An 11217-nucleotide genomic window follows, 5' to 3' on the forward strand; every position below is an offset into this window, starting at 1 on the left:
GGAGGGCAGGAAAGCCACTTTCCTGCCCTCACAGGGCCTGAAAGTGGCTTTCCTGCCCTTGTGTGCGGAACGCACACCCCCAGCCCCCAGCACGGATTCTCATCCCTCACTGGCGGCCCGGAGGGCCATGGCGGACTTTCCTGGCAACGAGTGGGTCCCGTACCCATCCCGCGTTCGACCTCCGCGGAAGGTCGCACACATCCAGGAGATGTCAGCCCCAGTCCTGCGGCTCCCCCGGCCGGTGCGTGCCGAACGCCCACTCGTAGCCTTCGAGGTCGAGCACGCGGCAGCGGTAGTTGCCCCACTCGGTGTCGTGCGGTTCCAGGATCACGGTGGCGCCCTCCTCCCGCGCAGAGGCGAACACGGCGTCGATGTCGGCCTTGTCGGGCAACGCGATCCAGAACCCGTGGCCGACCGTCTCGCCGTGCCTGGCGAGTCGCTCGTAGTCGCCGCTGAACAGGGAGAACGCCGCGTCGCCTCGACGCATCTCGGCGTGCAGGATGCCGCCGTTCTCGTCGGGCCACCGCATGGTGGTCTCGAACCCGAACGCCCGCTCCAGCCACCCGAGGGCGGCCGGGGCGTCGCGGTAGCCGATGTAGACGTGAAGGGATGCGGGGCGCTGTGCGTCGGTCATGGGAGAAGCGTCTCGAAAGGAGAGGACAGCCACGGTCCTAACCGATCCGGTTCGTAGGCTGCGGGTCATGAGCATCGGGTTGAACGAGAAGGTGCGCGCGCTCGTGGACGGCAAGAACTACCCGGTCCTGACGACGATCGGGGCCGATGGCAGCCCGCAGTCGTCGGTGATGTGGATCGGCCGCGACGGCGACGAGCTGCTGTTCTGCACGGTCGCCGGCCGCCTGAAGGAGCGCAACCTGCGCCGCGATCCGCGGGTCAGCATCACGATCTTCGATCTCGCCGATCCGGAGAGCTACGCGGAGATCCGCGGCACGGCGACGATCACGACGGAGAACGCGCTGGCCCTCGACGACGAGCTGTCGTGGAAGTACGACGGCAAGCCGAAGGACCCCGACCCGGAGGGGTTCGTGCGGGTGGTGGTGCGGGTGACCCCGACGAAGGTGACGGGCTACGCCGCATGACACACCTGGTCAGAAGACCAGGACCGGCTTGATCGTCACCCCCGACGCCGCGTCCCGAGCCGCGTCGTTGATCTCCTCGAAGCGGTAGCGGCGCTGGATCCGGTCGATCGGCAGCACGCCGCGGCGGTAGGCGTCGACGAGGAACGGGAGGAAGGTCTCGGGCTCGCCGTCGCCGAGGGTCACGCCGCGGATCGTGCGGCCCGGCAGCAGCTTCGGCACGTCGAAGCTGCTGCGGCTGCCCGTGCGCGGGGCGCCGACCACGGCGCAGCAGCCGCCCACGGCGAGCGCGTCGATCACCTCGTCCAGCACCGGGACCGCGCCGGTCGTCTCGACGACGTGGTCGGCGCCCCGGCCGCGGGTGGCCGCCAGCACCCCGGCGGTGATCGACTGCGAGGTCGTGTCGACGACGTGCGTCGCGCCCAGCTCGAGCGCCACCGCCAGCCGGCTCGGCACCCGGTCGACGACCACGATCCGCGCGACGGCGGTCAGCCGCGCAGCCATCACCGCGGCGAGCCCGACCGCGCCGGCACCGGTGACGACCAGCGTCGACCCGGGTCGCGGCCGCAGGACGTTCAGCACCGCGCCGACACCGGTCTGGATGCCGCAGCCGAGCGGGGCGAGCACCGGCAGCTCGTCGTCGGGCAGGTCCGCGGGCAGCACGACGACGCCGCGCTCGTCGGCCAGCACCTCACGGGCGAAGGACGACTGCCCGAAGAAGTGCGCGTTGAGCTCGGTGTCGCCATGGCGGACGGTGGCAGTGCCGTCCGCCCGGCGCCCGCCGAGCAGGTTCAGCGAAAGATGATCGTCGCAGTAGGCAGGATGGCCGTCCCTGCATGACGGACACCGCCCGCACGACGTGAAGGTCAGCAGCACCCGGTCGCCCGGCCGGGTCCGGCCGACGCGCTCGCCGACCTCCAGCACCACGCCGACCCCCTCGTGCCCCAGCACCCCCGGCAGCGGGAACGGCGTGACGCCGTGCACGACGCTGAGGTCGGTGTGACACATACCCGCAGCTAACAGTCGCACCCGCACCTCGTCCGGCCACAGCGGCGCGAGCTCGACCTCGTCGAGGGTGAACGGGCCGCCCTGCTCCCAGACGACCGCGGCTGTCGTGGCGCTCATGAAGACCCCTTCGTCGACGGCAGGACCCGACATCGAGGAGCCTAACAACTGGATGTCTCGATAAACAGGCATTGACACCTGAAAAACAGGATGCCATGGTTCCCGGCACGTTCACCCCCATCCGCGTCACCCCGGAGGCCGACATGGCCGTACCCGCCCCCGCCACATCCCCTCGCCCGGCTGCACTCCACCGGCCCCGGCCCGTCGCCCGCGGCGGCCTCGCGATCCTGATCTGCACCGTCATCACGGTCATGGAGGGCTACAGCCTGATCGTGTACGGCTCCGTCGTGCCGCTGCTGCTCGCCGACGGCTCGCTCGGGCTGGCCGCGGCGTCCGCCGGGGTCGTCGGCGGCCTCGTCTACGTCGGGATGTTCTTCGGCGCGCTCGGCGGCGGGGTGCTCGGCGACCGGATCGGCCGCCAGCCCGTGCTGCTGGCCGCGATCACCGTGTTCGGGTTTGGCCTGTTGGGGGCAGGTCTGGCCGGTTCGGGTACGGCGCTCGGGGTCGCGCGGCTGGTGTCGGGATTGGGCGTCGGCGCCGCCGTCGTCACCGCGCTCGCGATCTCCCGCGGGCACGCAGCGGCCCACCGCGTCGGGCTCGTGGTGAACGTGACGATGGCCGGCATCCCGATCGGCGGCACGGTCGCGGCGTTGCTCGGCATCGTGATCATGCCGGCCTTCGGGTGGCGCCCGATGTTCTTCCTCGGCGCGGGCCTCACGCTGCTGATCCTGCTGTGCAGCGCGGCCTTCCGCCTAGAAGAAGAGGCGGCGGAGGAGGAGCGCGCGACACCGGCCGTGGAGCGGCCGTCGACCCTGCGCGCGGTGTTCTCCGGGCGCGGCACGCTGCTCGCCCTGCTGGCCGCCGCCGTCGCCGTCCCGAACATGTTCACCTGGTTCGGCCTCAACGTCTGGCTCGTCGCCACCATGAGCGCGCTGCAGTACCCGCTGACCTCGGCGCTGACGTTCTCGCTCACCCTGACGGCCGGCGCCATCATCGGGTCGATGGCCACCGCCACCTGGGCCGACCGGTGGGGTGTGCTGCACGTCGGCGCGGTGACCGCCGCCCCGACCGTCGTCGGGCTCGCGGGTGTGCTCGTCGCGGGCCGATCGCTCCCGGTGCTGCTCGTATGCATCTTCCTGATGGGCATGGGCGGCCACTCGACGGCGAACCTGCTCAACGCCGCCGTCAGCACCCTCTTCCCGGCTGCCGCGCGCGGCACGGCCATGGGCTGGACGAACGGCATGTCCTACTTCGGCGCGCTCGGGCCCGTGCTCGGCGGGATCGTGCTGGCCGGTCCCGGCCCGTACGGCGTCTTCGCCCTCTACGGGGTGTCCGCGCTGCTCGCGCTCGTCGTCATCACCGTCTTCGCCCGGGTCGCGGGGTCCGCGGCCCGCGCCCACTGAGCCAGTTCGAGCCAGGAGGAGCCGCCATGAGCGCGCACCCGCCCACCGACCGTCCCGCGCCCTACGCCCGCTTCCGCCACGGGAGCTTCGAGTGCACCGTCGTCAGCGACGGCCTGCTCGAAATGGGCCCGGCCAGGGACAACTTCCCCACCGCCGATCCAGCCGAGGTCGACGCGCTGCTCGTGCAGCACCACCTCTCGCCGGAGGCGGTCCGGCTCAACGAGAACATCCTGGTCGTCGACACCGGCGCGGAGCTGGTGCAGTTCGACACCGGCGTCGGTACCGACCCGGCGCTCGGCCGCGGCTTCTTCGGGCCGGGCACGGGGCAGGCCTTGCCGGCGCTGCGGATGGCGGGCATCGACCCCGGCGACATCGACGTCATCGCGCTGACGCACGCGCACCCCGACCACGCCTGGGGCCTCGTCGACCCGGACGGCCGCCCGCTCTACCCGAACGCGGTGGTGGCGCTGCACCGCGCCGAGTTCGACCACTGGACGGACCTGGGCCGGGTCGCCGACGCCCCCGACGAGCACCGGAAGGACCACTTCCGCGGCGCCCACAAGAACCTGGTGCCCTACGCCGAGGCCGGCCGCATCCGGTTCCTCGACGACGGGGCGGAGGTCGCGTCCGGCATCACCGCGGTCGCCACGCCGGGCCACAGCCCCGGCCACCTCGTCTACCGGATCACCAGCGGCGGCGCGACGATCGTCTGCTGGGGCGACCTGTGCCACCACCAGGTGCTGCTGCTGCAGCGCCCGGACTGGGCGTTCCAGTTCGACTTCCACGGCCCCGACGCCACCGCGCAACGCAGGCGCGTCTACGAGATGGTCGACGGGGGTCGGCACGCCGTGCTCGGCTACCACTTCCCGTTCCCGGGGCTGGGCCACCTGCGCCGCGACGGCGACGGTTACGCCTGGCTGCCGAGCGAGCTGGAGCGCGCGGTCCCGGCCGAGCCGGCGGCGGTGCGGCCATGACCCGCATCGACGTCCATGTCCACTTCGTCCCCGACTTCTACCGCGCGGCGCTGGTCGAGGCCGGCCTGTCGCGTCCGGACGGGATCAAGGCGATCCCGCCGTGGAGCGCCGAGGAGGCGCTCGCCACGATGGACCGGCTGCACGTCAGCCGCTCCTACCTGTCCATCTCCTCCCCCGGTGTGCACTTCGGGGACGACGCCGCAGCGGCAGCCCTGGCCCGCCGGTGCAACGAGGAGGCGGCCGAGCTCACCGCCCACCACCCGGAGCGGTTCGCGTGGTTCGCGAGCGTGCCGCTGCCGGACGTCGACGCAGCCGCCGCCGAGGCCGAGCACGCGCTGGACCGCCTCGGTGCGAACGGGCTGGTCGTGGAGACGAACGCCCGCGGGCAGTACCTCGGCGATCCGGCGCTGGAGCCGCTCTACGCGCTGGCCGCGGCCCGTCGGGTGCCGGTGTTCGTGCACCCGACCACGCCGTTCGAGGCCGAACACCTCGCGCTCGGCTACCCGCGCCCGATGCTGGAGTTCCTGTTCGAGACCACCCGCTCGATCACCGACCTGGTGCTCTCCGGGGTGCTGCAGCGACACCCCGACCTGCGGGTGATCGTGCCGCACGCCGGCGCGGCACTGCCGGTGCTGGCGAACCGGATCGAGCTGCTGCTACCCATCCTCGCCGAGGGTGGCCCTGGGGACGGCACGGCGCCGCCAAGCATGCGGGAGGCGCTGCGCGCACTGCACTTCGATCTCGCGGGCGCGCCGGTGCACGAGCTGCTCCGGTCGCTGCTCTCGGTCGCCGACCCCGACCGGATCCACTACGGCAGCGACTACCCGTTCACCCCGCCGGACGCGTGCGTGCGGCTGGCGGAGCGGCTCGACTCCAGCGACCTGCTCGACGCCGACCTGCGGGCCCGGATCGACTCGGCGAACGCCGAAGCGCTCTTCGCCCGCGCGACGGTCGGGGCGCGCTCGTGATCACCACCTTCTCGGTGGCCACGAAGGTCGTCAGCGGGCTGGGCAGCCTGGCCCTGCTGCCGGCCGAGCTGGCCGCGCTCGGCGCGCGCCGGATCGCGGTCGTCGTCGATCGCGGGGTGCTGGACGCCGGGTTGCTCGCGACGGTGCTGGCGCCCGTCGATCCCGCGCTCGTCGCGGTGACCGTGCCCGTCGACCCCGATCCGGACGTCGCGGCGGCCGAGCGGGCAGCGGCGATCGCCCGTGAGCACGGGTGCGACGCCGTGCTCGCCGTCGGCGGCGGCAGCGCGCAGGGTGCGGCGAAGGCGGTCGCGATCCGGCTCACCAACCCCGAGCGGATCGACCGCTACGCCGGGGTCGGGAACGTGCCGATCCCACCGGCGCCCACGATCGCGGTCCCGACGACGGCGGGCAGCGGCAGCGAGGTCTCGCAGGTGCTGGTCCTGCACGAGGCCGGCCGGCCGGAGGAGCTGGTCGTCAGGTCGCCGGGCTGCGAGCCCGACACCGCCCTGCTCGACGGCACGGTCCTTCGCGGTCTGCCCAGGGCCCCGATGCTGCACGCCGGGCTCGACGCGCTCGCCCACGGCCTGGAGACCCAGTGGGCCCGGCGGGCGTCGGCGTTCACCCGGGCGCTCGGCCTCGCCGCGGCCCGCACGGTCCTGGACCGGCTCGCCGTCGCCGTCGACGGGGTCGCGTCCGGCCGCAACGCCGAGGGCGGCAACGACGAGGTGCTGCAGGAGCTGCTCGACGCGGCCTGCGCCGCCAACATGGCCTGCGGCAACACCGGGCTGACGCTGGTGCACGCGCTGTCCACCGCCCCCTCGGTGCACCTGCCGCACGGCCTGCAGAACGGCGTGCTGCTGCCGCACGTCGCCCGCTTCAACGCCGACCTCTCCGAACCGGACGTGGCCGAGCTGGTCGCCGAGCTGCCCGCACTGTACGACGCGCTCGGCTTCGCGGCGGTGTTCCCGTCCGGCTCCGTCGGCCCGGCCGAGGTCGACGCCATGGTCACCGCCAGCACCGGGCACCCGTTCCGGCTGAACAACGGCCGCGCATCCACCGACGACGAGCTGCGGGAGCTGCTCGCCGGGGCCGTCGTATGACCGGCCTGCTCGACGACGAGCGCTGGGCCAACCGGCTCTGCGCGGGCGCGTTCGGCTCGTTCCACCAAGGGCAGCAATGGGTCACCGTCAGGGGCAAGATCCCCACCTATCCCTTCTGAGCTATCCTTCCCGCATGTCAGGACAGCCGTCGCGCACGACCGGGTACCGCGAGCGCAACTCCACCGCCGATCGCGCCCTGGACATCCTGGGCATGTTCAGCGACGACATCCCGGTCGTCTCCGCGACGCAGGTGGCCGCGCACCTCGGCGTCGCCCGCTCGACCGGCTACCGCTACATCCAGACGCTGATCGCGAACCGCTACCTGGAGGAGGCGCCGGGCGGCGGCTTCCGGCTCGGGCTGCGCCTGCTCGAGCTGGCCCGGCTGGCCCGGCGCACCTACGGGCTCTCGGAGATCGCCATGCCGGTGCTGACCGAGCTGGCCGCGACCGTCCACGAGACGGTGCTGCTCACCCGGCGCGTCGGCGACCTCGTGATCTGCCTCGATCGCGCCGAATCGGAGACGCATCGCGTCCGGATCTCCTACGAGCGCGGCGCCACCCTGCCGGTGAACGCCGGCGCCTCGGCGCTGGTGCTGCTGGCCTGGACCGACCCGGCCGACGCCCGCGCCCTGCTGGAGGGCGTGCGGCTGCAGCGGTTCACCGCGTCCACGCTCACCGACGTCGACTCGCTCATGGCGCGGCTGGAGCAGATCCGCGCCGACGGCTACTCGATCACCCGCTCCGAGCTCGACCACGACGTGCTCGGCATCGCCGCCCCGATCCGCGCCGCCCCGATCCGCGAGGCCGCCGGCGCCGTTGTCGCGGCGGTCAGCGTCGCGGCCGTGGCCTCGCGGGTCTCCCGCCAGGACGAGGACGAGATCCGCATGCAGGTGTGCCGCGCGGCGACGACGATCAGCGAGCGGCTCGCCCAGATCGACGGCTGACCCCCGACGCAGGTTCAGGCAACGGGGACCGGCGCCTCGGCGCGCACGCGGTTGACCAGGCGGCCGACCCCGCCCACCTCGACCACGACCTCGTCGCCGTCCTGGAGGAAGACCTGCGGGTCGCGGCGGTAGCCGACGCCGCCGGGTGTGCCGGTGAGGATCAGGTCGCCGGGGAGCAGCTCGGTGAACTCGGAGACGGTCGCGACGAGCGTCGCGATGTCGAAGATCAGCTTCGAGGTGTCCGAATCCTGCAGGGTCCGCCCGTTGAGCACGGTCCGCACCGGCGCCGCGGAGACGTCCGCCTCGTCGGGCGTGACCAGCTCGGGGCCGAGCGGCGTCGAGTGGTCCCACGCCTTGCCCTGCATCCACTGATGGGTCTTGTACTGGTAGTCGCGCATGGTCACGTCGTTGGCGACGGTGTAGCCGAGCACGTGGTCGAGCGCCGTCGCGTACGGGATCCGGCGCCCGGCCCGGCCGACGACCACCACCAGCTCGGCCTCGTAGTCCACCTGGTGCGACTCCGGCGGCAGCACGATCTCGTCGGCCGGTCCGACCAGGCTGGAGGCGTACTTCGGGAACAGCACGGGGTAGGTCGGCAGCTCGCGGCCGGTCTCGCCGATGTGGGAGTGGTAGTTCAGCCCAACGCAGAAGACCTTGCTCGGGTCGGGGACCACCGGCAGCAGCCGCACCGCCTCCCGCGGCACCGGCGCGCCGTCCGCGGCCAGCGCGGCGAGCACGTCCACGGGGGTGTCGCGGCCCAGCTCGGCGGGCCCGGCCAATGGCTGCACGACGTCGTCCTCGACCCGTCCGATCCGCCGCCGAGCGTCGTGCTCGAACGTCACGTACCGCATTTCAGCTCTCCTCCGAGGTCTTGCCCGAGGTCTTGCGCCACGACGCCAGCTGGCCGCCCCAGAGGTTCACGCTGGCCGGGACGGGCTCCCAGCGGCGAGGCGTGTAGGCGACCCGGTCGTCGTGAAACCTCTCCATCTCCGCCGACAGCTCGATGTGGTGACCGGCCGGGTCGTCGAAGAAGACGAAGAGGTTGTTGCCGGGGCCGTGGCGGCCGGGGCCCCAGGTGACGTCGACGCCCTCCTCGGTGAGCCGGTCGCACCAGGTCTTGAAGTCCTCCCACTCCGCGAGGTCGTAGGAGTAGTGGTCGAGCCCGGTGTCCGAGCCGGAGTTCACCACCGCGAGCGTGTGATGGTCGCGGTCGCTGCGCAGCCACGCGAACCGCCCGTCGGCCAGCTGGTCGGAGATCCGGAAGCCGCAGACGTCGGTGTAGAAGGCGACCTTGCGCGCCACGTCGCCGGTCGCCAGCGTGACGTGCTGGTACTTGACCGGACGCCGGCCGGTGTCGGCGGCGTGCTCGCCGGCCCGGCGGACCGGGCCGTGGAACTGCACGGTCAGGCCGTCCGGGTCGACGGTCGCGATGCCGGTGGTGCCGGGCACCGCCTCGTCGAGCAGCGCGGCGTCCAGCGCGGCGACGGGCAGGCCCGCGCGGCGCAGGCGCTCGGCCAGCGCGGCGAGGCCGCCCTCGTCCCGCACCTCGAACGCGATGTGGTCGACACCCGGCGCGCCGGGGCGCAGGTCGAGCACGTGGTGCCCGCTCCCCCAGCCCAGCCGGGCGCCGCCGTCGGACAGCTCCTCGTGCAGGCGCAGGCCAAGGATGCGGCCGTAGAACTCGGTAGCGGCGGCGACGTCGGGCACCCGCAGCCCGAGGTGTGAGGTGGCGGTCCGGCGCAGCGTGCCGGCCGCGGGCCCCTCGGCGAGGACGGACGTGGCCCCCGTGCTCAGATCTACGGTCAGTTCGGCGGTCATCGGATTCCTTTCCGCTCATCCAGCGCAGGGCAGCACGGCCCTGGCGGGTTCGGCGACGTGCAGTGCGGTGGTGACGTGCAGGGCGGTGGTCAGGTCGGCGCGCAGGGCGCCTGAGGTCACGGCCTCGACCGGCCAGGCGGCGGCGACGAAGCGGTCGGGCCGCAGCAGCACGATCCGGCCGCGGTAGGGCTCGGCCTCGCGGGACAGCGCGCCGTCGAGATCCACCAGCGCGCGCAGGCCGGCGGTCGAGCGCGGCAGCCGGTCGTCGGCGGGGACGTGCGCGACCACGGGGTCGAGCGCCGCTGTCAGCGCGGCGGCCTCGACCAGCGCCCCGGCCGGGACGTCCACGCCGAGCAGCGCCCAGTCGGTGCCGAGCACGTCGTCGAGCATGCGGGTGCGGGCGGCGCGGGTGTCGTGCACGCGGGGCTGACCGAACGGCACGCCGCCGACCGGCCCGGGCACGACCATGCCGGCGCGGTAGTGCTGTGCGGGCCGGTAGCGCATCTCCTCCAGGTGGGCTCGCCCCTCCGGCGCGGCCAGGATCCGCTCGACGACCCGGTCGCGGCGCTCGGCCAGCCGGGGGTCGGTGGTCATCACGACCCGGCCCAGCCGGACAGACAGCCGCACGGTCGCCGCCGAGTGCGGGCGCCGCTCGGTGTCGTACGTCGCGAGCGCCGCCGGGTCGAGCCGACCGGCCAGCACATCGGCGAGCTTCCAGGCCAGGTTGGCGGCGTCGCGGATCCCCGAGTTCAGGCCCTGGCCCGCGAAGGGCGGCATCATGTGCGCCGCGTCGCCGAGCAGGAACGTGCGGCCGAGGGCGAACCGCTCGGCGACGAGCGCGTGGAAGCGGTAGGCCACGCAGCGCTCGACCTGCTCCGGGGTGATCCGGCGGTACGGCCGCAACAGGCGCGCGAGCAGCGCGAACGCCGGCGGCGCGCCCGCCTCGCCCTCGCCCGGCCGCAGCAGGAACTCGTAGCGGCAGCGCCCGTCGCGCCCGGGGACGATCACAGTCGGCCGCGCGGGATCGCCGTGGTGCATGCCGTAGCGCTCGTCGTGCGGGTCGCCCAGCACGTCGGCGACCAGCCAGACGTCGTCGAAGCTGCGCCCGACCATCCGGACGCCGAGCTGCTCGCGGACCGTCGACCGGCCGCCGTCGCAGCCCAGCAGGTAGGCCGCACGCACGGTCGCGCCGGTTGCGGTGGTAACGGTGACGCCGTCCGGGTCCTGGTGGATCGCGGCGACCTCGGTGCCCATCCGCAACGTGACCGACGGGCAGCCGCGCAGGTGCTCGGCCAGCTCGCGTTCGAGGTCCGGCTGCGCGAACGGGTTCTTGAACGGGTGCCCGAGCCGGTAGGGCCAGCCCGCTCGGGCCTGGAAGACCGGCCGGCCCGCGGCGTCGTAGTAGCGCGTGCCGGTGCCCGGCACGATGATCCGCTCCAGCCGCCCGGCGAGCCCCGCCGCCTGGAACGTCCGCAGCGCCTCGTCGTCGATGCTGATCGCCTTGGGCTCGTCGCTGGTGGTCGCGTTGCGCTCCAGCACGACAACCGACACGCCTCGCGCGGCCAGCAGCGCGGCAGCCGCCATCCCGACCGGCCCCGCCCCGACGATCACGACTGGGCCGATCACGACCTGCCCGACCACATCGGTCGCGCCATCCCCCGTCCGTGTCCCCACGGGCCACCTCCGTCCGGTCTCGCTGTCGTGGGACGACGGTAGCGAGCGGGTGTCCTATTAACAAGGACTTGTGTCTTGAATTTAGAGACAGTACCGTCCCGAGCAGCTCACCGGAGTG

The 11217-nt window shown here is 73.2% G+C and carries 12 protein-coding genes; 7 read left to right on the plus strand and 5 right to left on the minus strand.

Features of this window, described 5'->3' with window-relative positions; translation table 11 throughout:
• Window positions 1-211: 211 nt before the first annotated feature.
• Window positions 212-634: a VOC family protein gene (locus LL648_RS39625; RefSeq protein ID WP_232668114.1), complete on the minus strand. Its 423-nt coding sequence runs from the start codon at window positions 632-634 to the stop codon at window positions 212-214.
• Between the two features lie 67 nt (window positions 635-701).
• Between LL648_RS39625 and LL648_RS39630 the strand changes: the two genes are divergently transcribed.
• Entirely contained in the window at window positions 702-1097 is a 396-nt protein-coding gene (locus LL648_RS39630; RefSeq protein WP_232668115.1) for a PPOX class F420-dependent oxidoreductase, read from the plus strand.
• A 9-nt stretch (window positions 1098-1106) separates the two neighbouring features.
• Here LL648_RS39630 and LL648_RS39635 read toward each other — a convergent pair whose 3' ends face one another.
• Window positions 1107-2219: an NAD(P)-dependent alcohol dehydrogenase gene (locus tag LL648_RS39635; RefSeq protein WP_232668116.1), complete on the minus strand. Its 1113-nt coding sequence runs from the start codon at window positions 2217-2219 to the stop codon at window positions 1107-1109.
• A gap of 95 nt (window positions 2220-2314) precedes the next feature.
• Between LL648_RS39635 and LL648_RS39640 the strand changes: the two genes are divergently transcribed.
• From LL648_RS39640 to LL648_RS39660, 6 genes are read left to right on the plus strand one after another with little or no spacing between them, the layout of a single operon-like run.
• On the plus strand, window positions 2315-3622 hold the full coding sequence (locus tag LL648_RS39640) for an MFS transporter (RefSeq protein WP_232668117.1): 1308 nt from the start codon (window positions 2315-2317) through the stop codon (window positions 3620-3622).
• A 26-nt stretch (window positions 3623-3648) separates the two neighbouring features.
• Window positions 3649-4596, plus strand: coding sequence for an MBL fold metallo-hydrolase (locus LL648_RS39645; RefSeq protein WP_232668118.1), 948 nt, complete (start codon window positions 3649-3651; stop codon window positions 4594-4596).
• Window positions 4593-5564: an amidohydrolase family protein gene (locus LL648_RS39650; protein WP_232668119.1), complete on the plus strand. Its 972-nt coding sequence runs from the start codon at window positions 4593-4595 to the stop codon at window positions 5562-5564. The genes LL648_RS39645 and LL648_RS39650 overlap by 4 nt, the downstream gene beginning before the upstream one ends.
• Window positions 5561-6664, plus strand: a complete 1104-nt coding sequence (locus tag LL648_RS39655; RefSeq protein WP_232668120.1) for an iron-containing alcohol dehydrogenase family protein — start codon at window positions 5561-5563, stop codon at window positions 6662-6664. The genes LL648_RS39650 and LL648_RS39655 overlap by 4 nt, the downstream gene beginning before the upstream one ends.
• Window positions 6661-6783: a hypothetical protein gene (locus LL648_RS44670; protein ID WP_255687428.1), complete on the plus strand. Its 123-nt coding sequence runs from the start codon at window positions 6661-6663 to the stop codon at window positions 6781-6783. Before LL648_RS39655 ends, LL648_RS44670 begins: the two co-directional genes overlap by 4 nt.
• A 14-nt stretch (window positions 6784-6797) precedes the next feature.
• On the plus strand, window positions 6798-7607 hold the full coding sequence (locus LL648_RS39660; RefSeq protein ID WP_232668121.1) for an IclR family transcriptional regulator: 810 nt from the start codon (window positions 6798-6800) through the stop codon (window positions 7605-7607).
• 14 nt (window positions 7608-7621) lie between these two features.
• On the opposite strand, the gene LL648_RS39665 is transcribed toward LL648_RS39660, so the two are convergent.
• Genes LL648_RS39665 through LL648_RS39675 form a run of 3 tightly spaced genes read right to left on the minus strand, consistent with a single transcriptional unit; the run spans window position 7622 to window position 11099 of the window.
• On the minus strand, window positions 7622-8458 hold the full coding sequence (locus tag LL648_RS39665; RefSeq protein WP_232668122.1) for a fumarylacetoacetate hydrolase family protein: 837 nt from the start codon (window positions 8456-8458) through the stop codon (window positions 7622-7624).
• 1 nt (window position 8459) lies between these two features.
• Entirely contained in the window at window positions 8460-9425 is a 966-nt protein-coding gene (locus LL648_RS39670) for a VOC family protein (protein ID WP_232668123.1), read from the minus strand.
• 15 nt (window positions 9426-9440) lie between these two features.
• Window positions 9441-11099, minus strand: coding sequence for an FAD-dependent monooxygenase (locus LL648_RS39675; RefSeq protein WP_232668124.1), 1659 nt, complete (start codon window positions 11097-11099; stop codon window positions 9441-9443).
• Between the last annotated feature and the right edge of the window lie 118 nt (window positions 11100-11217).

Origin of the sequence: Pseudonocardia sp. TRM90224 (assembly GCF_021245725.1) — a bacterium.
Classification (GTDB): Bacteria; Actinomycetota; Actinomycetes; order Mycobacteriales; family Pseudonocardiaceae; genus Pseudonocardia.

Coding starts and splice junctions, on each gene's coding strand:
- LL648_RS39625 (WP_232668114.1), bottom strand. CDS start 634: ATGACCGACGCACAGCGCCCCGCATCCCTTCACGTCTACATCGGCTAC.
- LL648_RS39630 (WP_232668115.1), top strand. CDS start 702: ATGAGCATCGGGTTGAACGAGAAGGTGCGCGCGCTCGTGGACGGCAAG.
- LL648_RS39635 (WP_232668116.1), bottom strand. CDS start 2,219: ATGAGCGCCACGACAGCCGCGGTCGTCTGGGAGCAGGGCGGCCCGTTC.
- LL648_RS39640 (WP_232668117.1), top strand. CDS start 2,315: ATGGTTCCCGGCACGTTCACCCCCATCCGCGTCACCCCGGAGGCCGAC.
- LL648_RS39645 (WP_232668118.1), top strand. CDS start 3,649: ATGAGCGCGCACCCGCCCACCGACCGTCCCGCGCCCTACGCCCGCTTC.
- LL648_RS39650 (WP_232668119.1), top strand. CDS start 4,593: ATGACCCGCATCGACGTCCATGTCCACTTCGTCCCCGACTTCTACCGC.
- LL648_RS44670 (WP_255687428.1), top strand. CDS start 6,661: ATGACCGGCCTGCTCGACGACGAGCGCTGGGCCAACCGGCTCTGCGCG.
- LL648_RS39660 (WP_232668121.1), top strand. CDS start 6,798: ATGTCAGGACAGCCGTCGCGCACGACCGGGTACCGCGAGCGCAACTCC.
- LL648_RS39665 (WP_232668122.1), bottom strand. CDS start 8,458: ATGCGGTACGTGACGTTCGAGCACGACGCTCGGCGGCGGATCGGACGG.
- LL648_RS39670 (WP_232668123.1), bottom strand. CDS start 9,425: ATGACCGCCGAACTGACCGTAGATCTGAGCACGGGGGCCACGTCCGTC.